Genomic DNA, 25400 nt, shown 5'->3' with positions numbered 1-25400 from the left:
CCAACATGGCACATCACGATGCCGGATGGTGGAGCTGTCCACACCATCAACTTGTCAGTTTGGTTCCCGCACCTTCGCCTGATGTAGTCAGCCGATTTCAATCTAGGAACCGACCGGTTTTACGGCTCATGTCGATGTCGGGCACGTTTGAACTGGTGTCAGAGCCTGATGCCCGTTTCCGTGTCGAAAAGATGGATGTTGCTGGCTGGAATGGAGAGGCGGACAGGAGCGTCCTGTGCAAGGCGAATGTCTCGTGGGGCGGTGACGACCACATCTGCACCGTCCACATTGAGGTGCAAGTTCACTTCTGCGCCGGTTTTTTCGGTCAGGATTAATGTGGCCAGTATTCCGCCGTTTTCATCGACCTGAAGGTCATTGGGGCGAAGACCGCAGGTGACTTTTTTGCCCGTGGGCACTGATGTGTCGGGAGCCAGCTGAAGCTGAACATGGTCCGAGCGGAACCAGCTGATGCCGTCCTCGACAGAGACTTCGCCCTTGACGAAGTTCATGGACGGCGAACCAATGAATTCTGCGGCAAAAAGCGTTGCGGGACGGTCGTACAGGTCATCCGGTGTTCCGACCTGTTCGATTTTCCCGCCTTTCATCAGCACGATCTTGTCGGCCATGGTCATTGCCTCGATCTGATCGTGAGTGACGTAGATTGTCGTTGCACCAAGGCGATTGTGAAGCTGCCGGATCTCTACGCGCATGTGGGCTCGCAACTTGGCATCGAGGTTGGAGAGAGGTTCGTCGAACAGGAAAACCTTGGCATTACGAACCATTGCGCGCCCCATGGCCACGCGCTGGCGCTGGCCGCCGGAAAGCTCTCGCGGGAAGCGTTTGAGATAGTCCGTGAGGTTCAGGATACTGGCAGCTTCCTCGACCTTCTTGCGGATTTCATCCTTGCCAAGTCCCTTGATTTCAAGGGAGAACGCAATGTTCTCGTAAACTGACATCGTCGGGTAGAGCGCATAGTTCTGGAACACCATCGCAATGTCGCGGTCGCGCGGATGTACGTCGTTCACCCGCTTGCCGTCAATCGACAGGTCTCCGCCCGAAATGGTCTCCAGTCCTGCAGTCATTCTGAGCAGTGTTGTCTTGCCGCAGCCCGATGCACCAAGGAGGACCGCGAACTCGCCGTGACTGATACTCAGCGACAAGTCCCGCATTACTTCAAAGGACCCATAGCTCTTGCTGATGTTATTATAGGCGACGTCGGCCATAAGTCTTTGTTTCCCTAGTATGTTTGCCGGGTCGGCGTCAGGCAGATTTCCTGCACGAGGGCGTTTTGCGGAAGCTGGTAGGCATTGAGGATGAGGTCGCCCACAATTTCTGCGCCAATGCCTCCGCCCATTTTCGCTTTGTTGGATTTGTAGTTGGCGAGGGTTGTCTCATCGAGCACTCCGCTCAGAACTTCTGTTTCGATGACGCCTGGTGACAGGACGATGACACGCACATCATGGGCTGACAGGTATTCACGCAGGGATTCAGCGACGGCGTGAACAAAGAATTTTGTGCCGCAATACACCGTGTGGTCTGGGTATACTTTCCGACCGGCGATGGAACTCATCATCACCAGTGTGCCGTGCCGCCGCTCCATCATGCCTTTCATGACAGCATGGACCGTGTTCATGACACCTTTGGTATTGATGTCGATCATTTCGTCCCATTCTTCCGGTGGCTGACGGCCAATATCAGCCAGCCGGGCAATGCCGGCGTTGGCAAACATCATGTCGACGGGCCCATGGATGGCTTCCGCATCGCGCACTGCCGCCGCAATGGCGTCCCGATCGCGCACATCCACTTGCCTCAGAACAGCGTTCGGAAGGTTCATGGCTTCCATGCGATCCATCCGGCGAGCCATCAGAAGCACCGGGTGTCCCGCTTTCGAAAATGCTCTTGCCGTGGCTTCACCAATACCGGAACTGGCACCGGTGATCGCGACCAGTGGTTTTGTCATGGATAACTCCCAGGTGAAGGGCAGGCGGGGAGGCGGCAAACCGCTTCCCCGTCAATGGCGCCTTAGCCCGCGACGACCTTGTCGACGGCTTGTGCAATGTCGTCCATCGCCTCCTTCGCTGATCCATATTCACCAGCGAAATACTTGCCGAGGCGAACAGGAATCGTGTCGTTGGAGATTTCCGCCCACTGCGGCAGGTCAGGTTCCGAGCCCATGTCCATGGCGATCGTGTCACGAACGATATTGAGGTGACGTGTGGTGCCGGCTCCCACGCGATTGTTGGCGATGATCCGGGGATCATCATAGACGCTCTTGCGTGTTGGGCCTGTGCCGCCACCAAGGGCCGTGATGAGAACCTGAGTGTCGTAGCTGGTTGCCCATTGCATGAAGATCCAGGCTGCATCCGGGTTCTTGGAGTTTTTCGAAACTGCCAGGGAGGATCCGCCCTGATGGCCGACACCTGGAATTTCGCCAAAGCCGGTTTCCGCAGTCGTGCGCAGTGCGCGGGTTGGTACAGGAACACGGACGGCTTCCATGAGGCCGGAAACCTTGGTTGCGGACGGGTCGTCGAAATAGGGGAAGAATTCGCCCCAGCTCATCATCGAGGCCGCTACGCCCTGGGCAACCGATTGGCCCTGTCCGTCCCATGTCCAGCCGGTTACGCCGGGAGGCATGGTCTTCCAGAGTTTCGTCCAGTATTCCATGGCTTCCAGACCACGTTCGTCGTTGCCGGAAAATTTGCCGTCTGAACCGAAAATCGAACCACCGTGACCCCAGAGCCATGCTGTCCAGTCGCATTCCAGCGAATAGTGACCGGACTTCATCTGGCCGGTCGAGCCATAGAGTGACGGTCCCTTCGCGTCGGTGATCGCCTTGGCCTGCTGGTAGTATTCTTCAAGTGTGGTTGGAGCCTTGAAGCCCATTTCTTCCCAGATGTCCTTCCGGTACATCATGATGAAGATCGGAATGTCATAAGGCACGCCCACCCAGCGATCCTCATATTTGGCGATACCATCGACGAGGGCAGGCAGGAAGTCGTCCATGTCGTAGCCCGGCATTGCCAGATCCGGCTTGGTTTCGATCTGCTCTCTGGGATCGAAGACATCCCGGTTAACTGATGCAGCCCAGCTTTGGTCAATATAGTAGAGGTCGTATGTGCCAAGCTGGGAGGCAATGTCGAGCGTCATCTTCTGCAGGACCTGCTCAAGCGGCAGTACCTCGATTTCCACGGTCATGCCCGAGGCTTCCTCGAAGTATTTCTTGAGCTGGCTGTTGATCGCGTTGGATGGCGGCGTGGACTCTGTTGCCAATTTGAGGGTGGTTCCCCGGAATGGTCCGGATACGTCCTTGACCCATTTCAGGATTTCCTCTGAGGGACGTAGGTCTTCTGAAGCATTGGCAAAGGGCATGGAGCCAAGCCCGAATGGGCGACGCATGCCAGCGCCGAAGGACGCTGCTCCAAGGCCAAGAAGGCCAGCGTTTTTCAGGAAGTCGCGTCGTCCCATACGCCGGTGGACATAGGCGTCCACGATGTTGGCGAGGTATTGCTTTCTATCGCTGTCTCTCATTTCAAGTTCCTCCCAAGGGTTCAATAATGTGGTTCCTTGACGTCTCCTGTTTTTATTGTTTGAGGGAACCAAGGGTGAGTCCGCGGACCAGCTGTTTCTGGACCAGCAGAATGAAGACAAAGGCAGGCAACATGGCGGCCACTCCCAAGGCGGCCATATTGCCCCAGGCCGTGCCTGTAGATGTCACAAAGCTGGACGAGACCACCGGAACGGTCTTCAGGCCTGTTTGCGTGAGGGTCAGGACGAAAATGAATTCCGTCCAGGAGAAGATGAAGCAGAGGACTGCTGTGGCAGCCACACCCCCCATGGCCATCGGTAGGACAATCCGCCGAAAGATAAGCCAGCGGGACGCGCCGTCGACAATCGCGCTCTCGTCGATCTCCTGCGGAATATCATCGAAGAAACTCTTCAGCAGCAGGACCGCAAGCGGCAGGTTCATCAAGGCGTGAATGATGATGATGCCGAGATGGGTGTCCATCAGACCGATGTCCTTGTAGATGAAGAACATCGGAATTGCGACAGCGACTGGTGGCATCATGCGGGTGGACAGAACCCACGAAACGAAGTGGTGTCGGCCACGGAAATTCATGCGGCTGAGGGAATAGGCCGCAAGCGTGGAAATGATGATCGCGAGCGCAGTGGAGAAGAGGGCAACGATGATGGAGTCCCACAGCCGGGGGGCCATGTAAAAGTTGCCGCCGCCAGGAAGAACCTCCTGTTGGCGCAGAAAACCGAAGGAAATGCCAAACACTTCTTCGAAATTGCGCAGGGTCGGCGAAAAGCTCCAGATGCTCGGAGGAACATTGAAGATTTCCTTGGCTTCCTTGAAGGCTGTCGTCGTCCAGAAATACAGCGGAAAGACAAACAGCGCCGTCACGAACCAGGCGACCACGATGCGGAGACGCCGACGAGTTTTGTTCTCAACAATCACCAGCGCACCTTTGAGACATAGATGAAGATGTTGGCGATGATCATGATCAACACCAGCCCCACGAGGCTGAGTGTTGCCCCGTAACCCCATTTGACGAAACTGAAGGTCTGCTGCCAGGCGTAGAGCGACAGTGTGTAGGTTGACGTACCTGGCCCGCCGGATGTCATGACGAACATGTAGTCAAAGGCCCGGAAGAGATCGATGCCGCGGATGAGGACTGCAACGGCGATGACTTTTGACATCATGGGCAGCGTTATCTTGCGGAAAACCTGAAACGACGAGGCACCGTCCAACATCGCAGCCTCGTAGGGCTCCGTTGGCAAGGATCTCAAGCCTGCCAGAAAGATCAGCACCATGAAGGGTGTCCACTGCCAGATATCTGCCAACATCACACCAGCTAGCGCCGTCGAAGACGTTGCAAGAATTGGTGCATCCGGGGAGAGAATTCCAAGACCGTTGAGAACGTAGGTCAAAACCCCAAAGGCCGGGTCTTCCATCAGCAGGAACATCATGCCTGTGATCGCAGGCGGAATAACCAGCGTCAGGGTCAGAAGCCCCCGCAGGATACCGAAACCGGGCTCATCGCTATCCAGAAGGAGAGCGATGAGCATGCCCAGAACGACCTGAATGGCCAAAAGCACGAAGAAGTAGGTGAAGGTTACGGACAGGGCATCCCAAAATCGGGTGTCATTCACAAGCGCGGACCAATTGTCCCAGCCGACATAGACAAGCCGTCTCTTGAATGGCGCATACTCATGGAAGGACAGCCAGATATTGTAGACAAGCGGATAAATGGTGAAGACGACAAGCATCGTCACCAGTGGAGCAAGCCACGGAACAGGGCTGTCTCCGAGCAGAATGTCCTTGATGCGTTTTGGTAATACCGCTGTCACTCGATTTCTCCTCCCGAATGGTGCAGCTGCCTATGACTTCTTCTTGCCCTTTTTGCCGTTGTTGTCCTGAAGGCCGTAACCGGCGAAAGACTTGTGCGTATCGTTGATTGCGTCATCGCTCAGCAGCACCGGTCCACCGATCAGCAAGCTGAGGTAATACTGGCGGGCAATGGTCTCCAGTTCGATGGCGCGCCACATGGCTTTGGCGAGATTTTCGCCAATCGCGATCATGCCGTGGTTGGCAAGAAGACAGGCTGTCCGATCCTTCATGGCTTCAATGGCGAGGGTCGAGAGTTCCTCGGTGCCAAAGGTAGCGTAGCCCGCACAGCGCACATTGTTGCCGCCGAACGCCGCAACCATGTAATGGCAGGACGGAATATCTTTGCGAGCGATGGCAAGCGTCGTACAGTAGGTCGGGTGGGCATGAACCACGGCCCCGGCGTCCTTTCGGTCCCTCAAGAGTGCATGATGGAAACGCCACTCCGTCGACGGCTTGAGCGGACCTACCCAAGCCCCCTTTGGATCGTTCAGATCGACCGATGCGATCATCTCGGGTTCCAGTGCGCTGTAAGCGGTGGCGGACGGGGAAATCAGCATCCGCTCGCCATAACGAACAGAGATGTTGCCCGAGGTGCCCTGATTGATGCCGCTAGAGTTCATTTCACGGCAGCACGCGATCAGTTCTTCACGCAGCGCCAGTTCGTCCTTTTTCATGCACTCAGTCTCCTGGATGTCTCTGCTCGGGCAGAGAGAATGTGTTCGGCTATTTCGGCGAAGCCTTCTCCGCCGTTTGATCTGGATATCCAGGCTGGCTCGGCTTCGAGACGGCCTTTGAATTCAAGAACGTTGGCAACGCCACAGGCGTTCGGGAAGTGGCCGAACATGGGGGCGTCGTTCGGGCTGTCGCCGCAGAACAGAATTCGATCCTTGTCAGCGTCGACATCAATTCCAAGCACTTCATCCGCAAAGCGGCGTGCCATGGAAAGTTTGTCATAGGCTCCGAACCAACCGTTGACATGGATCGAAGAAACCTTGGCGACGGCGCCTTCGTCTTCGAAGATCGCCTTGATGCGAGCGACATCATCGGAGGGAAGTGGTGGGACGTCCTCGCAAAAGTCTATGGCCAGATCTGCTTCTCGATACGCTTGATCGGCGGAAATCGCGGTGCCAGGTATATCCTTTAGAATACGAGCGGAAATCGTCTTGTACCGTTCGGCATTGTAACGCCTTTCCTCTTGGCTGGCGCTGTAAGCGCGGCGCATTTTCTTCGACGCTTCGTCGTAGGAAAAGTACATCGCTCCATTTTCGCCAACCACGCCGTCAACCGGCCACATCCGGGCGATCATGTCGCACCAGCCTGCCGGACGGCCGGTTATGGGTGCAACCCTGATACCGGCCGCCCTCAGGCGTTCCAGTGCACGATAGGATGTGGCAGGCAGGCGGCCGTGGGTTGTCAACGTGTCGTCGATGTCAGCGAAGACAGTGTGGATGCCAGCTGCGATCTCGATCGGCATTTCGCAGATTGCGCGCATGGTTATGCCTCCGATGCTGCGAAGCCGTCGAGCAGGCCAGCATCGCAGGCCAGATCGGCGAAGGAAAATCGGTTGCGCATTTCATGGGCATGGCGCACGGCTTCGCGGTAGAATTCGGACGGAAGACCGAGCTCCGCACCGCTTGTCGCGCCTCCTGCCTCGGCCAATTTGCGTTTCATGTGTTCGACCGGAACCTGAAGGGCGCGGCATTCTTCGCGCAGCTGTGGCCAGATTTCCTGCAGTCGTTCGTTCAGCCGCGCAGCGCCATCTGCATCAAGTGCCTTCTTGCGGTACTCTTCCTCGCACTGGCGTGCAATTGCAGGTCCCATACGGCGGGTCATGTCGTCGGGATCGATTTTTGTCGGCATGATCTTTGGCGGGGCGGCCTGATCAAGGAACCACGACTGGATGCGACCCATCGACAGTGTGGCAACGCCCACCTGCTGGCCGTGCAGGGTGCCGGGATGTCGCTCACGGGCAAAGCAGTCAATGTAGTGGGAAATCTGGTGTTCGCCCATCGAACCATGGTTTGAGACGCCCGTGAAGTTGACCCCCATACCCGAGAGCACAAGCGCACGGGTCAAATAGCCAATTGCGACATGCTCCCTGTTGCCTATTGCTTCTGCATTTTCCTCAAGCAGACCATCGTCCGGTTCGGTGACGAGGTAGGGCTCGAACCAGAATTGTGTATCGAGCACGCGATGGGACATCCACCAGTCGATCCGGGCAACGGAATTGCAAAGGCAATCCCCAAAGCCAGCCGCCGCCATGTGGGGTGGGGCGGCGGCGAGTACGGAGATGTCGAGAAACACTCCGCGGGGCGGCTTGGCGGGAAGGGACACCTTCAGACCGCTCTCAAGCCCCATCGATGCAGTTGAGGAGGCGTAGCCGTCCATCGATGGAGCTGTGCCGAATACGCAATAGGGCAGGGATTGTTGGGCCGCGACAAACTTGGTGAGGTCGTTGATGGTTCCTGATCCTACGGCAATCGCAGCTTCTGCGTTCACCAGCTTTTGTTTCAGACTTTCCATCTCGGAGAGTGTGGCGTGTGGCCGTCCGGGGAGGATGACTTCATGGACGGTGAAGCCGTCGCTTCTGAGAGCTTTGGCAACCTGATGGCCAAGGACATCGTGTGTGTTTGTGTCGGCGACCAGATGAACTTCACCATTTATGCCGACCGAACGCACCAGCTCCGCCTCTCTGCCAGCAACAGTGTCGAGGATTTCGATCCTCGCCACTGGTGCTCGCGGAGCTTTTTCACCAGTTCGGGGATTGGTCCAGCGGCCAAGATACACGTCCTCGATGTGGGACATCCAGTTCCGCTTCGGTGGTGTCTCTATCGTTTGGGACGTTCGCATCTGGATCATGATAACGTTTGGTGAATGTTGTTGTTGACGATTATCAATACATATTGGAAAATGTCAATAACTTGACCTAGAGGAAATTTACAGGGGTGGAGTTGATCATATGGCAGCTAAAATTCAGGAGGCGACTCGTCCGGTTCCGGCGCAATTTGGCGGTGATGTAACTGCTTGGGCCACATGGCTTTATTACGCTGAAGGCAAGACGCAGGCGGATGTGGCATCTGCGTTAGGTGTCTCCAGAGCTTCGGTCTCCAACTATCTGGCAGATGCTCGCCGTGCTGGTCTGGTGAATATCTCCGTTGCTCCCGATCTTCTGGAAAATGTGGCGATCAGCCAGAGACTCGCCGACAGGTACGATCTGGCAGGTGCATATGTGTCGCCGGTCATTGCTGATCCGAACGAACCCAATCAACTGCGCCAGAGGCTTGGCATAGCGGGTGCCCATGTGTTGCAACCCTGGCTTTCGCGGGACACTGTCCTTGGTGTCGCCTGGGGTCGAACAATTGCCGATGTTGCAAGAGCGCTGCCGGAAAGGGATCTGCCCGACGTCAAGGTGGTTCAGATTTCCGGAAGTTCACTCGGGGATGAAGCAACCACTCCCGAATCCTGCACCTTGTTGATTGCAAGCAGGCTGAATGCAAAGTGCCTCAACTACCATGCGCCAGCCGTGGTGACTTCTCCGGAGCTGCGCGATGCGTTGATGCGCGAGCCCATTCTTGAAAAGCACTTCGAACGGATCAGAGGCTGCAACATTGTCCTGCTCGGCGTTGGTGAGCTGAATGAACAGACACGTTGGGCCTATGGCGACGATTTGTTGGAACAGCACGCAGCTGCCTATCAGGCCAACGGAGCAATCGGTGTCATGATTGGCAGGTTCATCGATGCTGCGGGCAAAGAAGTCGAGGGCCCGCTGACAGGTCGCCAGATCGGAATTGAACTCGGTCAGCTAATGCATGTCCCCGTGCGCCTGTGCGTGGCGGGCGGTGCCGAAAAATATCAGGCCATCCGTGCCATGTTGGCGGGCGGATATGCAACACATCTCGTGACGGATTTTGCTATGGCAACACGTCTTCTGGAGGGGAATCCATGAACAAGGACATCGTGATCGGCCTGGACAGCTCCACCCAGACGGCCAAGGCCATCGCGTGGAATGCTTCTGGCGAAGCCATTGCGGAAGGGCGGGCGGCAATCGGTCTCTCCATGCCGCAATCCGGATGGGTGGAGCAGGATGTCGAGGAATGGTGGGGCACCTGTTGTTCTGCATTGAACGAAGTGACCGCGAAGGTCGGAGCGGACCGGATTGCCGGATTGGCTATATCGAACCAACGCGAGACGGTTTCGTTCATCAATTCCCAAGGGCGTGCGGTGCGCCCCGGTATCGTTTGGCTCGATGAACGGTCCAAAAAGGAAGTTGCCGAGCTGCCGGGAGAGTTTGAAGGCAATCGGCTTCACGCGATTACAGGCAAACCTGCAGACCTGACGCCGGTGATCTACAGGCTGGAATGGATGCGTCGCAATGCACCGGAAGTACTTGAAGCTACAGCCAAGATTCTGGACGTACACGGTTTTCTGACGGGTCGACTTACGGGAACACAGGTCGCCAGCTGGACAAGTGCGGACCCGTTCGGTGTTTTCGATATTGCTGCCAAGGCGTGGTCACAGGAGATCCTTGATCATCTCCGCCTACGTCCGAACCAGTTTGCCGACCTTGCCAAACCAGGCGCCCGTATCGGTGAAATCACGTCTTCGGCGTCATCGCAAACAGGGCTTCTTGCGGGCACGCCGGTTTTTGCGGGCGGAGGAGACGGACAATGCGCCGGACTCGGTGTCAACGGCGCCCGGCCGGGTGTTGTCTTTCTCAACCTTGGAACAGCTCTGATTACCGGGGCCTGGTCGCGAGAACCGCGCATCAGCCACAACTGGCGCACAATGACCTCGCCAACCGGTGAGGGCTATTTTCTTGAAGGTTGCCTTCGTGCTGGAGCTTTTTTGCTCAACTGGTTTGTCGACACATTCGCAGGCGGGAGAGCTAATCCGGGCGTATTCGCCAGTCTGGAGGCAGAGGCCGAAAAATTGCCAATAGGATCAGAAGGCGTCCTCGTCTGCCCCTATCTGTCAGGCTGTATGGATCCTCACTGGGATCCATCCGCTCGTGCAAGCTTCAGCGGATTGGCGCCGGGGCATGGTCTGGGGCATCTTTACCGGGCCATTTTGGAGGCCTTGACGCTGGAAAGTGCCCGCGCCATTGCGGCCATGCGGGAAGCGGGGCTTAAGCCGCAGAAAATCATCGCCGTTGGAGGTGGTGGCAACAGTCGCCTGTGGACCCAGATGTATGCTGATGCAACGGGACTGCCGCTGGCTGTCAGCCGCTCTCTGGAGGCGTCATCGCTTGGAGCGGCCATGGCTGCTGCTGTCGGTTTGGGGTGGTACTCCAATTTCGACGCAGCTGCATCCGCCATGAGTGCCGAGGAACCGGAAATACTGCCCAACACTGCATTGCGAGGTGAGTGGGACGAGCTTTCGCGCAGGCAGGCTGCAGCTTATCGTCCAACTTTCTGAAGCCACTGTTTCTTCAGAACGAAGAGTTAGAAAATGAAGGCAGGCATTGTATAGTCAGCGGTGATTTCATTTTCACCCTGCGCCGATTGAATGCCGGAAGTGATAAGCAGGGTTCTGCATCCGGCTTTTTTGCCGCCACCGATATCATGGTGGGGGCTGTCACCGACCATGAGGCAGCGATCGGGTTTTGGGTCGCCAAGGGCGGCAAGTCCGGCTGCAAACATGTCTGCGCCCGGCTTTCCCAGATAGAAGACGGGAGCGCCAGATGCGCCATAGTCTGCGGCAACAACGGCCGGACCGAAAGCTGCCTTGCCTCCTGCATAGATGACATGATCCGGATTGGCGCAAATCGCAGGGATACCCTTGTCTGCTAGCGGCTTCAGCAGTGCCTGATATTCTTCAAGGCTGGTCTCTTCAGGCGTGACACCGGCAATAATGACGAGGCGCGCGCCGGTTCCGGAATTCACCATTCTCAGATCAAGGTCATTCAACAGGCTGAAATCGCCTTCGCGGGAGATCAACAGGACATCGTCTCCCGGGTTAAGGTCGCCTTTGGCCAGCATGTCCTCAAGCCGCCGTCTTGCCAGTTCGCCGGAGGTAACAACAGAGACGAAGTTGGTGCGGGCAAAGCCGAGCTTTTCCAGCCGCTCGATATTAGAGGCTGCACGTCGACCGGAATTGGAAAGTGCGACGACAGGTTTTCCGAGTTCTCTCACAGCATCAAGACAAGCTGCGGCTCCAGGGAAGGCGCGGTGACCATCATGCAGGACACCGAACTGGTCGAGCAGCATGAAGTCGAAATCATCCACGATTTCCGCAAGATGCGAGATGGCGCGAGGCATGGACGGGGAGCTCCTGCGAAATTCTTGTTGTTCCGGTTTTTTGTTTCGGGGTTTGTTGGTCTGGTGTCAGTATGGATTATTGAAGCTGATGTGGATCGTCACAAAAGGGCGTTCAACGCAATGGTGGCCGACCCGACAGCTGCCTCGCTAGCAAGGATTTCGCGCACGGGAACGTGGAGCAGTTTGTTCCGCAAAACTGTCCAGACAGGATTGTCTGCGCCACCGCCAACTGTGCGAATGGATTTCAGCTTCGGGGCTCCTAGTTCCGCAAGGCGTGAATAGCCAAGGTGTTCGACGCCGGCGATACCCAAAAGCAGCCCATGCAGGAACTCCGCATCATCCGCCGGACGCGGTGTTTCGCGCGGGGGCAAGGCTGGATCGTTGATGGGGAACCGTTCGCCCGGGCGGGGCAGGGGGTAGTAGTCGAGATCGCAGGGCTTCGCCGGGTCGATCCGCTGGCTGAGCGCGTGCATTTCCTCGGGCGTAAAATGATTGAGCAGCGCGCCGCCGCCAGAGTTGGAGGCGCCGCCCGCAAGCCACATATTGCCGATACGGTGGCTGTAGATGCCGTATTCTGGTGCAAAGATGGGCCGGTCGCTCAGCAGCTTGATCGTCAGCGTGGTGCCGAGCGAGCTGACACCGTCACCGACTTCGTCAGCTCCGGTGGCAAGGAACGAGGCGCAGCCATCGGACACGCCTGCGACAAGGGGAATGCCCGAGGGAAGGCCAAAGGTGCCACTGGTGGTGGCGGTTGTGGTTCCTGTTGGAACGACATCCGGCAGTTCGCTGCGCCTGACTGGCGTCTGTGCCATCCACTCCGGCCAGCGGCGGGCAACAGGGTCGTAACCGGTCTTGAGCGCGTTGCTTTCGTCCGTCAGAGCAGGTTTGTCGCTGAGGAGTTCGCCGATCCAGTCCGCCTGATGCAGGATGCGGGCAGTGCCGGAGCGCTGTTGCAGCATGATCGCGCGGGCGAGAGCGGAACTTGCACCATGTGCGGCGCTTTCCCGTGGGGCGGCTGCCGCGATGGAGGCAAGAATAGTCTTGTCATCCACCACGTCATTGTACATGAGGCCGGTACCGACCGGCTCGGCGTTCCGGTCAAGGGCGAGGACGGTGCCAGAGGTTCCGTCAACGCTGATGGCGGCAATCCGGGCAGGGTCGATAAGGCCGATGAGTTGCTTGAGGGAAGTTGCAAGCGCTTGCTGCCACTGATGAGGATCGCGGCGGGCGTCGCTTTGGCCATCCATCGGCGCCTTGGTCAGGGCGACGATTTGTCGGTTGCCGTCAATGGCGGCAGTGCGGACGCCGGAAGTGCCGACGTCGATGCCGACAAAAAGGTCTTTTCCACTCATGCAGTTGCTCTGGATTTGTCTAGGGCCTGACGCAGCTTTTCCGCATCCCAGTCCAGAAGTTCAGCTTCCTGCGCCTCCGTCAAACGGTTTACGGCAACGTCGCGCTCGACACGCGTCAGGACATCGCCAAAAGCACGGGCGAGTGCCAATTGAGAGGCGGAGCTGCCTTGGGGGGTGGCAACGCCCTTGCCAGGCATGACGACGAGGCGGAGGGGGAACTGGCGGTTCGTTGCGCTGCCAATGGCTGTTTCGATGCTTTCGTCGAGGCGGGCGACGTAAGCGCCGGGGCCGAGGAAGACAAGATGATCGGGGTAAAGTGTTGCACCGTCGGCAAGGCTGAGGAGCCAGTCATCAAAGGCGATTGCTTGCGTCAGTCCGTAAGGGACGGGTTCCCAGCCAAACGCTGCGAGCTCTGCTGCAAAGCCATCGGCAGGCTGCCGTTCCGGCGTTGCTGTTTCAGGTTCAAGGGCGCGGCTTGCGGCAAGGAGACGGGCTTCGGCTTCCGCAACCGTTTCACCACAGGCAACGAGCCCATGATTGCCAAGAACGAGAATGTTTGTCTTCGGCGTCAACGCCTTGCGAATTGCATGTGAGAGATCATTGCCCGGTTTGACATACGGAATGAAGGTGGTGGATTCGAGATCAAGCTTTCCTGCGATGAAGCTTTCCGCATCACTGCGAACGGCGGCGGCGATGGTGGCGACGCAGTGGGTGTGGAGCACGACCTTTGCCGGGATCGCCGAATGAACGCTTGTCTCGATGGAGGCTCTGAGGCCAGAGGCGTTTTCGCTTTGCTCGGTGAAGTTCAGGACGTTGCCTGCCTTGGGATCACCTGAGCAAAGGGCGTCCATCATTCTGGTGCTGTGAATGGGCACGAAGATTTCCTTAGCCTGCGCATCCGCCAGCCATGTGCCGGACGCCTTGACCCACATCGCACCGTCTGATTCCAGCGAGGTGTTGCCGCCAGCGCCCTGAACCTGAAGCGGGTTGGAGCCAAGACGGGCGGAGGTCTCGATGAGAGCCTGAAATTCGGTCGAGTTTTTCAGGTCGCGGAAGATGCTCATGCTGCGCCTCGTCTTTCCAGAAGCCATTCTTCGAACCGTGCCTTTTCGGCGTCTGTCAGGAAAATGCCATGCTTGGTGCGGCGGAAGAGGATGTCCTCGCTGGTCCGGGCCCATTCGTTTTGAATGAGCCAACGAGCCTCGCGCTCATAGAAATTGGCGCCGAAGTGCTGCTCAAGATCTGCAACGGACTTGGCGTTGGCAAGTACGGTTGCCGCTTCTGTTCCGTAGGTAATGATGTAGTGGCCGGCAAGGCGGTCGGGAAGCCAGGGAAATGCATGCCTGAATTCGCGCGACCAGCTCTCAAGATCAGCATCCGGGATGTCGCCGCCGGGAAGCGGAGCCCCGACCGTCCATGATTTACCCATGTGCGGGAAGAACGGAACAAGCCGCTCCAGCGCGTGTTCGGAAAGTTTGCGATAGGTGGTGAGTTTGCCTCCGAAGGCAGAAAGGAGCGGGGGCTTGTAGTTGGTCTTGTCCGGCACGCCATCCAGTTCGAATGTGTAGTCGCGGGTGACGGCTGATGCGTTCTTGTCCGCATCGTCATCAAAGAGCGGGCGGACACCGGAATAGGCATGAATAACGTCGTCGGCCTTGTGCTTCTTGCGGAAATAGCGATTCAGGATGCCGATCAGATAGTTGACCTCATTGCCGTCGATTGCAGCGTCCTCGGGTTTGCCGTCAAAGGGAATGTCTGTGGTGCCGACGAGCGCGAGGTCGTCGAAGTAGGGATTGATGAAGATGATGCGCTTGTCGGCGGCCTGAAGAACGAAGCCGTTGTCGCCCTTCCACCATTTCTTCATGATGATGTGGCTTCCCTTGACGAGGCGGACGCGTGAGGACGTCTTCGAGCCTTCCACAGCGTTGAGGACATTTTCGACCCAGGGTCCAGCGCCATTGAAGATGGCACGGGCGTGGATGGTTCTGACCTTGCCGCTCAGGACGTCCTGTAAATCGGCTTGCCACATCTCCCCATCGCGACGGGCAGCGACGATTTTCGTGCGGGTATGGATTTCCGCGCCGCGCCGAGCAGCATCTCTTGCGTTCAGGATGACAAGGCGGGCGTCGTCGATCCAGACATCGTAGTAGGCAAAGCCCTTGGTGAAGGATGGCTCGATCAATCCAACCGGCCATTCCTGCTGGATGTTTACGGGTGTTGTGCCCGGGATACGCTTGCGGCCACCGAGGTGATCGTAAAGGAAAAGGCCAAGGCGGATGAGCCAGCGGGGGCGCTGTTCCGGACTGTGGACCAGAACCAGCCGCAAGGGCTTGGACAGGTGCGAGGCGACGTTCAGAACAACTTCCCGTTCGATCAGCGCTTCACGGACAAGCCGGAATTCGTAGTATTCGAGATATCTGAGGCCGCCGTGAATGTACTTGCCGGATCGGGAAGAGGTTCCTTCGGCGAGATCGCCCTTTTCGCAGAGAAGGACGGAAAGGCCGCGTCCAGCCGCATCGCGGGCAACCCCCACGCCGTTGATGCCGCCGCCAACGACCAGAAGATCGAAGGGGCTGTCTTTGCCGCCCTTGCCGGTTGACGGAGTGTTGGATTGGTCAGCTTGCATGTCGGCCTCAGCAGGGATTGACGGGTGGTTCGCCGTCAAGCCAGCGGCGAACTTCTTCAGCAGCCTTGGCGGCGGCGATCCGGACGGTTTTCAGGGAGGCCCCGGCGATGTGCGGGGTGAGGGTCACGTTGGGAAGCTGCAGCAGCGGCCAGTCGGGCGGTGTGGGCTCTATGGCGAATGTCTCCAGCATCGCGCCACGCAGGTGTCCGGAGACAAGGGCTTCGTAAAGGGCGTCATAATCCAAAAGCGGGCCTCGGGCGGTGTTGACCAGAACCGAGCCCTTTTTCATTTTTGCAATCTGCTCTGCGCCTATCATGCCCCGTGTTTCGCTGGTCACGCGCGGGTGCAGGGAGACGAGGTCAGACTGTTCCAGAAGCGTGTCGAGCGAGACGTGCTCAACGCCTGCATTCTTGTCCTCGACCGTGAGCTGGACGTAAGGATCGCAAACCAGAATGCGGGTGCCGAAGGCGCGGAGAAGGCGCACGACGCGGGTGCCGACCTCGCCGTAGCCGATGATGCCGACGGTCATGTCGGAGAGTTCGTCTCCGGTCACATCGGCACGGTAAAGGTCGCCGCGATATTCGCCTTTGCGCAAGGCATCATGGCCACGGGTGATGTTGCGGGTTTCGGCGATGACCGCGCCGATGGTGAACTCGGCGACGGCAGACGCGTTCCGGCCCGGCGTGTTGACGACCAGAACCTTGTGATCGGCAGCCGATTGCATGGAGACATTGACAGGGCCGCCGCGTGACACCGCAACCATCTTCAGATTTGGAGCGGAGGCAAAGACCGCTTCCGGCAGTGGGGCCAGATGGGTGACAAGGATAGGGGCGTTGCCGAGGTGTTCCAGCACCTGCTCGGGCGTGCCCATGTACTCCTTCAGACCTTCAAGTCCGGCAACTGCATAGCCATGTTCCATCGGCTCATCCGGCCATGGCAAGTCGAGCTTCCGGCAAGTGATGCGATCACCGCAGGCGTCCCGAAGGGCTTCCTCGAACATGGAAGACAACATGAACCTGTCACCGATAATGGCCACTTCTGTTGTCATTGCAGCTTCCTTCTGGCGTCAGAATGGGCCCGCCAAACGGGCGGCATGGCCTTGCGAATGGTCTGATATGTTTCAAACAACGTGTCGTAAGTGGCGGCTAGCGCGGGATCGGGGAACTCGGCATCACCGACCAGAGGGTCGACCCACTTGCGGGAGGCTTCGGTCAGGTCACTGAACAGACCTAGCTGAACACCGGCCATCATGACGGCACCAGCGGCACCAGCTTCTGCTTGCGCTACGGTTTTCACAGGGGCGTTGAGGGCAGAGGCGAGCAGCTTTTTTAGGGCCTTTGACTTGGCCGCGCCACCAGTCAGGTGGATTTCCTCCGGGATGTTGCCCATCGCCGCATAACAGTCGCGCGATGCGAGGATAAGACCGTCGAAGATGGCGCGCAGGAGTTCGGCCCAGTTGGTCGTCTGGTCAAGCCCGGTCAAGCTGGCGCGTGCATCAGGTTCGCAGAAGGGACCGCGTTCCCCGGCGGATGAGATGAAGGGTAGGTACATCGCCTTGCCGGTTAGGGCGGCGAGAATGCGATCATCCAGACCAACCAGGAGTTCGGATGGGGATCTCTCGACACCGGCGGAGGCGAGCATGTCGGCGGCAAGACCAAGGACCCAGTCGATGTTGAGCGTGGCGGCCATATTGGTCTGCATCTGGGCGAAGGTGCCGCCCGGAAAGGGCATGGTATAGCCAGAAAGGTCGGCATTGCGCACAACATCGCTAGCGGACGGGACGAAGCGCATGTGCATGCCAGTGGAGCCGAGGATCGTTACGCCGCGCTTTGCACTTGCATCGTGAAGGCCCGCACCAATGGCACAACATATGACGTCTACGCCGCCAAGGACAACAGGTAGGCCCGAGGGCAGAGCCGTCGCAGCGGCTGCCTCACTTGATAGTGGGTGTGCCTGCCGGGTTCCATCGACAATGGGGGGAAGCAAGTGTGCGAGGTCGGCAATTCCCATTGCCTCCAGCACCTCGGGGGAATAGGCGCCGGTGCGATAATCGCAGAAGGTAAAGCCAGCTTCAGAAACGTCAGAGGCGCGAGCGCCAGTCAGCTTGAGATAGAGCCAGTCCTTGCAATGGAGTGCAGCATCTGCGCGTGAAATCAGCTCCGGTGCATGTTGCTTCATCCATGCCAGATGGGAGCGCATCTGACAGACGTTGAGTCCGGTGGCCGTGCGTCCATAAATGGTGTTGATCGCGCTGGAGGACGAGATCGCCCTGACCGTATCTGCGGAGCGTGCATCCAGCCAAAGCCATGCGTGGTGAACCGGCTCATTGTCCCGGTCAACCAGCCATGTTCCATCGCCCTGAGCTGTGATGGCAAGCGCCAGAACGCGGTTGCGGCAATTGGGGATTGTCTCGGCCAGCTCCCTCAAGACGGCAGCGGTATCAGTCCAGGTCGTCGCCATGTTCTGCTCAACGCCGCCGCCGGGCACTGAGTGGTAATTATTGCGGCGGCTGGCCATGGCGATCTGCTGTCCGGAAAGATCAAACGCAACGGCCTTGATGACCGACGTACCCGCGTCCACTCCAATCAGCAGATCCTTGCTCATGCAATATCTCCACCATGGCTGAGGGCATTTCCGGAGGAACGGCTGAAGACGTGCAGGTCCGATGCCTTGATGCCAACGCGGATCGTGTCACCATTGCGATAGTCCGTGCGGTCATGCTGCACGGAAATGATCGAGCTACCTGCAAAATTGGCTGCGATATGGGTCTGGTCACCAAGCCACTGGTTTGCAAAGACGGTGCCGGGCTCGCCGTCTTGATGGATGTGCACCGCGTGGGGGCGGACACCAATGACAAACTGCTGCTCTTTCGCCAGAAGCGCCCTGAGGTTTCCGGAGAACGCACTGCCGGGAAACGTTAGGTAAACCTCCTTTTCAAGGCGCATGCGTACGACATCGCCCGTGTCTTCAAGCTCGGCATTGAAGATATTCATGGGTGGTTCACCGATAAAGGTGCCGGTGAAGAGGTTGGCGGGCGCGTCCTTGAGCTCGGCGGGGCTGCCGAACTGCTGCAAGACACCGCCTTCCATCACGGCGATCCGGTCGGCAAGGGCGTTCGCCTCGGTCTGATCGTGTGTGACCAGAATGGCTGTCAGTCCGCGCTCCTTGATGAAGTGCTTGATACGGCCACGCAAAATAGCGCGAAGCTGTGGCTCAAGCTGGCCCATCGGCTCGTCAAGGAGATGCAGGTCGGCATTGCGAATGAGGGCCCGGCCCAAACTGGCGCGCTGTTGCTGGCCGCCAGAAATCGAGCTGGGATAACGATCAAGGATATCGTGGATTTCGAGCAGGTCTGCGATTTCCAGAACCTTGCGGTCTACCTCTTGCCGATCAAGCTTTTCACCTTTGAGAGCAAAGGCGATGTTTTCGCGCACGGTGAGCGGGGGATAGAGAGAATAGCCTTCAAAGGCCATTGCTACACCGCGTTTTGCAGGCGGGCGTTGGTGGATTGGCGATCCCTTGATCAGAATCGAGCCGCTGGATACTTCTTCAAAGCCTGCGATCATGCGCAAGGTGGAGGTCTTGCCGCAGCCGGATGATCCCAGAAGCGCGACGATCTCGCCGGGTTCAACGGCAAGGTTCAATTCGCGAACTGCATGGACCTGATGTTTGCTGCCTTCGTTGTATTTCTTGTTAACCTGTCTGAGGTCGAGCAGAGGGGTGGTCATGCTGCAGCCTCCTCTGCTGAGGCCGTTGACTTTGGATCAATGCGGTTGCCGGATGCCCGGTCAAACAGTATCGCACCGCGAGGGTCGATGGCCATTCTGGCGCTGCCCGACGAAGGCGCAGGGGTGCCTGCAGGGCGGGACAGCAGTATCTCGCGCTTACGCAGTGTCGTGACCAGTGTGACGGTCTTCTCGTTAAACGGCGTTTCGGCCTCAACGGTGACGGGAACTGCCTTGGAGCTTTCGGCGAAGCTGAGCGCTTCGGGACGAAGGCCCAGAACACAATCCTCTCCAACGAACTCTGTGTAACCGTCGTCAAGCGGAATGCGCTGATCGGATAGTGTGGCGAAAACACCCGATGCGTCGCGTTGGGGGATGACATCTAGAAGGTTGATGGTAGGGTCGCCGAAGAGTTTGGCTATGTCGATATTTGCCGGGCGCCGATAGATGTCCTCCGGTGTTCCGATCTGGGTGATCCTGCCTGCTTCCAGAACGGCGATGCGATCACCTAGGGCCATTGCCTCCTTATAGTCCTGGGTGACGTAGATTACTGTCGCACCGCGATCAGCGAGAAGGCGAGGGAGTTCCAGCCGCATCTCGAACCGTAGCTTGGCGTCAACGTTTCGCAGCGGATCGTCGAGCAGCAGTACCTTGGGCTCGGAGACAAGTGCGCGGGCAAGCGCGGTGCGCTGTTTCTGGCCGTTGGAGAGAGCCTTTGGCTTGTGGGAGAGAACGTGTTCTATCTTCAAAAGGCGGGAGACGCCGTCGACCGCTTTCTGTATGGCTGACTTTTCCAAAGTGCGGGCAGTCAATGGCGTTGCGATATTGTCGAAGGCGGACATGTGCGGGAAGAGCGCGAAGTTCTGAAAGGCCATGCCAATGCCACGTTCTTCCGGCGGAACATCGGTGAAATCGGAACCGCCGATCAAGATACGTCCGTTATCGGGTTCAATTGCTCCGGCTATGCAGCGCAGGAGCACCGTCTTGCCAGCGCCCGATGAGCCAAAGAGAACAAGAGTGGTTCCCTCAGGCACTTCCAGATTGATGCCGTCAAGGACAGTTGTTTCCTTGAAACGCTTGGTCAGGTTTTCGAGTGTGATCCGGCTCATGGCGTCATCCCTTGACCGCGCCCAGTGAAAGACCTTCCACCAGGTAGCGTTGAGCCCACAGCGCCAGGGCTAATGTGGGAGTGATTGATAGAACAATGGCCGCAGCAATCTGGCCATACTGGATGCCCGAAGCCGTGACGAATGCGAGGGCTCCGACGGTTACCGGTTGCTTGTCTGCAGATGCCAATACCAGCGCGAAGACGAAGTTGTTCCACGCGAAAATGAACGCAAGTAGACCGGCAGCTGCAATACCGGGACCGGCAAGCGGCAGGGCAATCTTGCGGAAGGTGGCAAACCAGCCATGACCTGCGATGCGGTAGGCGTGTTCGATATCCGGCGAGATGTCCTCGAAATAGCCACGGACGATCCAAAGGATCAATGGGAGGCAGATGAGCTGGTAGACCCAGATCAGGCCGAAATAGGTATTGGCGAGGCCGAGTTCCTGAAAATACAGCGTCAGCGGCAGCAAGACGAGGAGAGGCGGTGCAAAACGGAAGGAGAGCAAGGTGAAGGCGATATCTTCCGAGCCGCGAAACTTGTGACGTGCAAAGGCGTAGGCGGCAGGAACCCCAAGCAACAGCGACACTGCCACCGAAGCAGCAGAAAGGATGAACGAATTCATCAGGTTGCGCATGAACTCGATACTCATGGTGGCAACATTGGAGTCGAGCCGTCCGGCGATGATTGCCGCGTAGTTGTTCAAGGTTGGCGTGAAGACCATGCTGGGCGGTGAGCGCAGGATGGTTTCGTTGGTTTGCAGCGACATGAGCAAGATCCAGAAGATCGGGAACATGAAGAACAGAACAACAAGCGAAAGTGCGATGCCGCGAAGCCAGCGTTCGAGTGTGGACTGGTGTTCCATGTCTCAGGCCTCCCCACGGGCGCGTTCACGAAGCCGCAGCCAATGTTTCACGAAGATGTTGGACAGGATGTAGGTGATGGCCCAGAGGATCAGGAGCAGGGCGGTCGAGCGCCCGACGTTGGTGGACTGGAAGAAGTTGAGATAGGCCTCAACCTGAAACACCATCAGCGTATTGCCCGGTCCGCCCTGCGTCATCGCGTAGATGATGTCGAACTGCTGGATGGAGTCGAGCAGGCGGAAGAGGGCGGCGGTCAGAACGTAGGGTGTCAGCATCGGCAGGGTAATGCGCCAGAACTGCTCCAAACGGGGCACGCCATCCAGGGCGGCGGCTTCGAATGGTTGGGTGGGCAGCGAGCGAAGACCGGCCAACAACAGGATCATGATGAAGGGTGTGTAGACCCACACATCCACAAGAACCACAGTGAAGAGCGCAGTCGACGGCGATGCGCCCCAGCGGAAATCCGGGAAACCCAGAACCTGCATGAAATAGCTGAGGATGCCGAAGTTGGAGTTGGTCATCAGCTTGAACATCAAGGCTGCAAGGGCCGGCGCCGTCATCAGTGGCATCAACAGCATGATGGATACGAAGTTGTTGACTTTACTACGCTTTTGCAAAAGGAGTGCAATGCCGAGCCCAAGAAGAAGTTCGATGCCGACGGTCAGGAAAGCGTAGACAAGCGAGACCTGAAGCGTATGCCAGAAAGAGGAATCTGACAGGAAGTTCAGGTAGTTTTCGCCCCAGTTCATGCCCCGGTTCCAAGGCTGCGACATGCGATAGCGTTGCAGCGAATAGTAAATGGCTGTCACAAAGGGAACGAGGATGCCGATACAGACCAGGAGGGCCGGCAGGCTGAGAATATAGGGCAGATACCGGGACGATATCCGGGCTCGTGGCCGGACTGCCGGAATGTCGGCGTGGGCGGTCATGACGGCTCCGTGGGTGTCTTTCGACGAAAACAAGTGGGATCGGATGGGACAGGGGGCAGGAGAGGAATTTGCCCACCCCCTGGCCTCGGGAAGTTAGCGGAGCCCGGCTTCACTCAATTGCGAGTCCATACTGTCCGCCAGTTGATCAAGGCCTTCGTCGACCGGGATTTCCTTTGCCACCATGCGCTGAAGCATGGCTGCCCACTCGGTGGTGAGATCAAAGAACAAAGGCTGCGCAGTGAACTTGATGCTTGCGCCGGGAGCCGAAACGTCGTGCATTTCCACGTATCCCGGATAGCTTTTGTTGAGGCGATCGCGGAAGTCCATGCTCTCCCAAACCGATTTGCGAACCGGGTTGACGAAGTCCATCTGCGTTGCGCCGAACAGACCGTGCTCGGGACCTGATGCCCACTGCATGAAATACCAGGTTGCATCCAGATCCTTGGAGAACTTGGACATGGCAAGTGACCAGATCCAGATGTTCGGAGTGGGGGCCTGAGCCTCCGGATTGGCCGCAAATGGCGCATAGGCAAGCTTGCCGGCCATGGCATTGTCACCGCCGTTCATGAAGTAGCCGAGGATGTCGGCATCGAAGATCATTGCAGACTTGCCTGCACCAAGATCGGTTCCGACCTGATACCAAGTGTGGGTTGACCAGTCGGCAGCGCCGCTGTCCTGGATCATTTTCACCCACTTGGCATGGAAGGCCTTGGAACCGGCAGTGTTCATCGCCGCAGACAGCTTGCCGCCATCGTTGCTAAGATCCATTTCTCCGAAGTTGGCATAGGCGGACAGGAAGCCGGGGTGAATGGTTGCCCAAGAGCGCGAACCGCGTACGCCAATGCCGTAAATCCCGTCATTTGCGGCCTGTACCTTGGCTGCGGCTTCTATTAATTCATCCAGATTGCTCGGAACGCCAACACCGGCCTTTTCCAGCATGCCTGCATTGAAGGTGAGGTTGTTCTGCTCATAGCCCCAGGGAATGCACCACTGCTTGGCGTCGTCGGAGCCGAGAGCGCCGCCCGGAACTCCGTTCCACGCACAAGACTTGCGAACGCCGTCCAGCATGTCAGACCAGTTGTAGTTGGGATTGGTCTTGGACGGGTCGTTGATCCACTCGTTGTGATCGACAATCCAGCCAGCCGGACCATAGGTCCAGGTCATGTAGGCGCCGGTCATGAAGGCGTCATACTCGCTGGAGCCGGACGAAAGGGCGGCCGTCACCTTGTCGAAGTAAACATCTTCCGGGAAGACGTCATAGGTTACGTCCATGCCGGTGAGTTGCTTGAAATTGTCGAGATTGGCGATCATCGCATCCGTGTAGGGATGCTTGTTCAAAAGAAGTTTGACGCCCTTGCCGGAGTGCTTCTTCCAGTCGAAGTCAGCAGCAAGCGCATTGGTTGACATGAGGTTGTAGAGCGTGCCCGCAGAAGCGGCTGTCGCTCCCATCAGCCCCAGCCGCTTGATCAGACTACGCCGACTCATCTGTCCGCGCATGAAAGCTGAAATCAGGTCTCTTTCCTTATCGTGCATTTCATTTCCTCCCAAAATGCTCGTCTTTCAGCGGTCACACTCCGCTCGGTTCTCCGGGTGTGCCTGTGAGGGCACGAGCTGTCCCCTCGTCAGTGATGAGGCCGGTCAGCAACCCGCTCAAAAGGGCTGCCCGAATTGCCGGCACCTTTATTGTTCCTCCCGCGATTGCGACCATCTCCCGGTCGCGAAGGCTGTTCAGAGCGGGTGCCATGACGCGGTCGTCATATGGCGACGCGACCATTTGGCCGTCGGCATCAAGAAACTGGCCGAGCACTTCGGCCACCGCGCCGGAGTTTCGCAGGTCTTCTGCTGTCGTCGGGCCATTCAGGGAAGAGTCGCTGATGCCGCCTCGGCTGGTGCCGATATCACCGATACCGACGATGAAAAGCGTGGCTTCGGCGATCAGGTCCATTGTTGCCGCAATGCCGAATTGCTGCATCATCACCGTCTTGTCCTCAGCCGAATTGGCATAGAGTGGCGCAGGCATCAGGAAGGCATCTGCACTGGTTTTCTGCGCAATGCGATGGATCACGTCATAGGGATTGGCAGCAAAGGACCGCGTCAGGCCGCCTAGCACCGACACAAAGCGGACTTCTGGAGACGCCTGACGCCCCATGGCGTTGACAGACGCTGCCAGCGTTCGCCCGTTCCCGATTCCTATGACTGAATGTTGGCGTCCAGCCGCAATCTGCATGAGATAGTCAGCCCCCACCGCAGACAGTGTCTTGAGGGGCAGGGGACCAGGTTCGGGGATCTCCATGGCAACTCGGCAAAAGCCGAGGCCAAAGCGTTGCATCAATTCTGTTTCCAACTGAACGCAGGCAGTTTCTTCTACGTCCACAAAGATCCGAACAAGACCTTCGTTTTGTGCCCGTGCGATGTAGCGATGGGCGCGCGTATTGGGAACATTCAGCCTTTTGGCAATTTCCGCCTGCGTCATTCCCCCGACAAAATGCAGCCAGGCTGCGCGGGCTGCCAGATCGTTGTCCGACTGCGATGAGGAAGGTGCTTTTGAAGCTATTTCAGATTTGGAGCCTTGCATGAAATATATTCCGATCATGGAATTTATTTCATTTACCCTACGGCATAACAAAAAACGACGCAACGTAAATTTTGACAAGTTTGAATTATGCGCTGCAATTCTGAGCGTTGATGCATGGAACGTTGTTAAATGATGCTGCTTGCGAGGCGAGTGAGTTTAGGGTGTCTGGTTCCGGCCTATTTTCAATCACTGCTTTTAGCAGTTGTTGGGTTTTATGCCGTTTTGAAGAGCAAGTATTTCGGTCAGTATGGAGCTACTGGACCATGCTTGGTAATTGGGGCGCGAGATGTATAAATCTCACACGGCTTGTTGCAGCAGCCGCCGGGACTGAGCTGAGAACCAACACCTAGCTACGGCGGAAATGGTTCCACGGCATTCCTGCGCTTGCCCGCCGCTACCAGGCCCAACCCCCTGGATATGCGTTGCTTTTTGCCCGTTGGCCAAAAATGGCCAGCCCTGGCCAAATTTGGCCAGCGGGTGTTTTGTGCATTAGATCAATGCGTTAGCCGATCTTTTGGCACCTTTTTCTGGATGGGCTGGCCGTTTATGGCCAGTTTTGCCAAGGGGATGGTCGT

22 protein-coding genes are annotated in these 25400 nt (G+C 57.6%); 2 read left to right on the top strand and 20 right to left on the bottom strand.

The features are described 5' to 3' along the window. Positions 1 to 158: 158 nt before the first annotated feature. From F0155_RS21415 to F0155_RS21380, 8 genes are all read right to left on the bottom strand, one after another. Positions 159 to 1223, bottom strand: a complete 1065-nt coding sequence (locus F0155_RS21415; RefSeq protein ID WP_150526612.1) for an ABC transporter ATP-binding protein — start codon at positions 1221 to 1223, stop codon at positions 159 to 161. 14 nt (positions 1224 to 1237) lie between these two features. Then, positions 1238 to 1960 (bottom strand): SDR family oxidoreductase, encoded by a 723-nt coding sequence (locus F0155_RS21410; RefSeq protein ID WP_150526611.1) that lies wholly within the window; start codon positions 1958 to 1960, stop codon positions 1238 to 1240. Positions 1961 to 2022: 62 nt separating this feature from the next. After that, entirely contained in the window at positions 2023 to 3528 is a 1506-nt protein-coding gene (locus tag F0155_RS21405; protein ID WP_150526610.1) for an ABC transporter substrate-binding protein, read from the bottom strand. Positions 3529 to 3580: 52 nt separating this feature from the next. After that, a complete protein-coding gene (locus F0155_RS21400; protein WP_425299990.1) occupies positions 3581 to 4456 on the bottom strand; it encodes a carbohydrate ABC transporter permease in 876 nt (291 codons plus the stop codon). Then, on the bottom strand, positions 4456 to 5352 hold the full coding sequence (locus tag F0155_RS21395) for a carbohydrate ABC transporter permease (protein WP_204934581.1): 897 nt from the start codon (positions 5350 to 5352) through the stop codon (positions 4456 to 4458). The genes F0155_RS21400 and F0155_RS21395 overlap by 1 nt, the downstream gene beginning before the upstream one ends. Before the next feature lie 30 nt (positions 5353 to 5382). Beyond that, positions 5383 to 6066 carry a class II aldolase/adducin family protein gene (locus tag F0155_RS21390; RefSeq protein WP_150526608.1) on the bottom strand — a complete coding sequence of 228 codons (684 nt, stop codon included), beginning with the start codon at positions 6064 to 6066 and terminating at the stop codon, positions 5383 to 5385. Then, entirely contained in the window at positions 6063 to 6884 is an 822-nt protein-coding gene (locus F0155_RS21385; protein WP_150526607.1) for an HAD family hydrolase, read from the bottom strand. Before F0155_RS21385 ends, F0155_RS21390 begins: the two co-directional genes overlap by 4 nt. Before the next feature lie 2 nt (positions 6885 to 6886). Further along, positions 6887 to 8197, bottom strand: coding sequence for an iron-containing alcohol dehydrogenase (locus F0155_RS21380; protein WP_204934579.1), 1311 nt, complete (start codon positions 8195 to 8197; stop codon positions 6887 to 6889). 154 nt (positions 8198 to 8351) lie between these two features. Between F0155_RS21380 and F0155_RS21375 the strand changes: the two genes are divergently transcribed. Further along, positions 8352 to 9338, top strand: coding sequence for a sugar-binding transcriptional regulator (locus F0155_RS21375; RefSeq protein WP_150526606.1), 987 nt, complete (start codon positions 8352 to 8354; stop codon positions 9336 to 9338). After that, positions 9335 to 10807 (top strand): xylulokinase, encoded by a 1473-nt coding sequence (locus F0155_RS21370; RefSeq protein WP_150526605.1) that lies wholly within the window; start codon positions 9335 to 9337, stop codon positions 10805 to 10807. Before F0155_RS21375 ends, F0155_RS21370 begins: the two co-directional genes overlap by 4 nt. Before the next feature lie 26 nt (positions 10808 to 10833). Here F0155_RS21370 and F0155_RS21365 read toward each other — a convergent pair whose 3' ends face one another. From F0155_RS21365 to F0155_RS21310, 12 genes are all read right to left on the bottom strand, one after another. Beyond that, complete coding sequence (locus tag F0155_RS21365) at positions 10834 to 11649, bottom strand: TIGR01459 family HAD-type hydrolase (protein ID WP_150526604.1); 816 nt, start codon at positions 11647 to 11649, stop codon at positions 10834 to 10836. A 98-nt stretch (positions 11650 to 11747) separates the two neighbouring features. Further along, positions 11748 to 13001, bottom strand: a complete 1254-nt coding sequence (locus F0155_RS21360) for an FGGY-family carbohydrate kinase (RefSeq protein WP_150526603.1) — start codon at positions 12999 to 13001, stop codon at positions 11748 to 11750. Further along, positions 12998 to 14065, bottom strand: coding sequence for a class II aldolase/adducin family protein (locus F0155_RS21355; RefSeq protein WP_161599868.1), 1068 nt, complete (start codon positions 14063 to 14065; stop codon positions 12998 to 13000). Before F0155_RS21355 ends, F0155_RS21360 begins: the two co-directional genes overlap by 4 nt. Beyond that, a complete protein-coding gene (locus F0155_RS21350; protein WP_150526601.1) occupies positions 14062 to 15627 on the bottom strand; it encodes a glycerol-3-phosphate dehydrogenase in 1566 nt (521 codons plus the stop codon). Before F0155_RS21350 ends, F0155_RS21355 begins: the two co-directional genes overlap by 4 nt. Positions 15628 to 15634: 7 nt before the next feature. Next, positions 15635 to 16675, bottom strand: coding sequence for a 2-hydroxyacid dehydrogenase (locus F0155_RS21345; RefSeq protein ID WP_150526600.1), 1041 nt, complete (start codon positions 16673 to 16675; stop codon positions 15635 to 15637). After that, on the bottom strand, positions 16672 to 18231 hold the full coding sequence (locus F0155_RS21340) for an FGGY-family carbohydrate kinase (RefSeq protein ID WP_150526599.1): 1560 nt from the start codon (positions 18229 to 18231) through the stop codon (positions 16672 to 16674). Before F0155_RS21340 ends, F0155_RS21345 begins: the two co-directional genes overlap by 4 nt. Then, complete coding sequence (locus F0155_RS21335) at positions 18228 to 19355, bottom strand: ABC transporter ATP-binding protein (RefSeq protein WP_150526598.1); 1128 nt, start codon at positions 19353 to 19355, stop codon at positions 18228 to 18230. Before F0155_RS21335 ends, F0155_RS21340 begins: the two co-directional genes overlap by 4 nt. Beyond that, positions 19352 to 20461 carry an ABC transporter ATP-binding protein gene (locus F0155_RS21330; protein ID WP_150526597.1) on the bottom strand — a complete coding sequence of 370 codons (1110 nt, stop codon included), beginning with the start codon at positions 20459 to 20461 and terminating at the stop codon, positions 19352 to 19354. Before F0155_RS21330 ends, F0155_RS21335 begins: the two co-directional genes overlap by 4 nt. Before the next feature lie 4 nt (positions 20462 to 20465). Further along, entirely contained in the window at positions 20466 to 21323 is an 858-nt protein-coding gene (locus F0155_RS21325; protein WP_150526596.1) for a carbohydrate ABC transporter permease, read from the bottom strand. 3 nt (positions 21324 to 21326) lie between these two features. Further along, positions 21327 to 22250 (bottom strand): carbohydrate ABC transporter permease, encoded by a 924-nt coding sequence (locus F0155_RS21320; RefSeq protein WP_150526595.1) that lies wholly within the window; start codon positions 22248 to 22250, stop codon positions 21327 to 21329. Positions 22251 to 22343: 93 nt separating this feature from the next. Beyond that, the gene (locus F0155_RS21315) at positions 22344 to 23783 is read right to left on the bottom strand and encodes an extracellular solute-binding protein (RefSeq protein ID WP_150526594.1); all 1440 of its coding nucleotides are present in this window, start codon (positions 23781 to 23783) and stop codon (positions 22344 to 22346) included. 34 nt (positions 23784 to 23817) lie between these two features. Continuing rightward, a complete protein-coding gene (locus F0155_RS21310) occupies positions 23818 to 24825 on the bottom strand; it encodes a sugar-binding transcriptional regulator (RefSeq protein ID WP_150526593.1) in 1008 nt (335 codons plus the stop codon). Positions 24826 to 25400 lie beyond the last annotated feature (575 nt).

Origin of the sequence: Roseibium sediminis (genome assembly GCF_008711325.1) — a bacterium.
Classification (GTDB): Bacteria; Pseudomonadota; Alphaproteobacteria; order Rhizobiales; family Stappiaceae; genus Roseibium; species Roseibium sediminis.
Note: the sequence above shows the minus strand (reverse complement) of the source record. Positions and strands in the feature narration are given on the sequence as shown.

Excerpts from the sequence above, each read along its gene's own strand:
- F0155_RS21415 (WP_150526612.1), bottom strand. The coding sequence starts at position 1,223 with ATGGCCGACGTCGCCTATAATAACATCAGCAAGAGCTATGGGTCCTTT.
- F0155_RS21410 (WP_150526611.1), bottom strand. The coding sequence starts at position 1,960 with ATGACAAAACCACTGGTCGCGATCACCGGTGCCAGTTCCGGTATTGGT.
- F0155_RS21405 (WP_150526610.1), bottom strand. The coding sequence starts at position 3,528 with ATGAGAGACAGCGATAGAAAGCAATACCTCGCCAACATCGTGGACGCC.
- F0155_RS21390 (WP_150526608.1), bottom strand. The coding sequence starts at position 6,066 with ATGAAAAAGGACGAACTGGCGCTGCGTGAAGAACTGATCGCGTGCTGC.
- F0155_RS21385 (WP_150526607.1), bottom strand. The coding sequence starts at position 6,884 with ATGCGCGCAATCTGCGAAATGCCGATCGAGATCGCAGCTGGCATCCAC.
- F0155_RS21380 (WP_204934579.1), bottom strand. The coding sequence starts at position 8,197 with ATGTCCCACATCGAGGACGTGTATCTTGGCCGCTGGACCAATCCCCGA.
- F0155_RS21375 (WP_150526606.1), top strand. The coding sequence starts at position 8,352 with ATGGCAGCTAAAATTCAGGAGGCGACTCGTCCGGTTCCGGCGCAATTT.
- F0155_RS21370 (WP_150526605.1), top strand. The coding sequence starts at position 9,335 with ATGAACAAGGACATCGTGATCGGCCTGGACAGCTCCACCCAGACGGCC.
- F0155_RS21365 (WP_150526604.1), bottom strand. The coding sequence starts at position 11,649 with ATGCCTCGCGCCATCTCGCATCTTGCGGAAATCGTGGATGATTTCGAC.
- F0155_RS21360 (WP_150526603.1), bottom strand. The coding sequence starts at position 13,001 with ATGAGTGGAAAAGACCTTTTTGTCGGCATCGACGTCGGCACTTCCGGC.
- F0155_RS21355 (WP_161599868.1), bottom strand. The coding sequence starts at position 14,065 with ATGAGCATCTTCCGCGACCTGAAAAACTCGACCGAATTTCAGGCTCTC.
- F0155_RS21350 (WP_150526601.1), bottom strand. The coding sequence starts at position 15,627 with ATGCAAGCTGACCAATCCAACACTCCGTCAACCGGCAAGGGCGGCAAA.
- F0155_RS21345 (WP_150526600.1), bottom strand. The coding sequence starts at position 16,675 with ATGACAACAGAAGTGGCCATTATCGGTGACAGGTTCATGTTGTCTTCC.
- F0155_RS21340 (WP_150526599.1), bottom strand. The coding sequence starts at position 18,231 with ATGAGCAAGGATCTGCTGATTGGAGTGGACGCGGGTACGTCGGTCATC.
- F0155_RS21335 (WP_150526598.1), bottom strand. The coding sequence starts at position 19,355 with ATGACCACCCCTCTGCTCGACCTCAGACAGGTTAACAAGAAATACAAC.
- F0155_RS21330 (WP_150526597.1), bottom strand. The coding sequence starts at position 20,461 with ATGAGCCGGATCACACTCGAAAACCTGACCAAGCGTTTCAAGGAAACA.
- F0155_RS21325 (WP_150526596.1), bottom strand. The coding sequence starts at position 21,323 with ATGGAACACCAGTCCACACTCGAACGCTGGCTTCGCGGCATCGCACTT.
- F0155_RS21320 (WP_150526595.1), bottom strand. The coding sequence starts at position 22,250 with ATGACCGCCCACGCCGACATTCCGGCAGTCCGGCCACGAGCCCGGATA.
- F0155_RS21315 (WP_150526594.1), bottom strand. The coding sequence starts at position 23,783 with ATGCACGATAAGGAAAGAGACCTGATTTCAGCTTTCATGCGCGGACAG.
- F0155_RS21310 (WP_150526593.1), bottom strand. The coding sequence starts at position 24,825 with ATGCAAGGCTCCAAATCTGAAATAGCTTCAAAAGCACCTTCCTCATCG.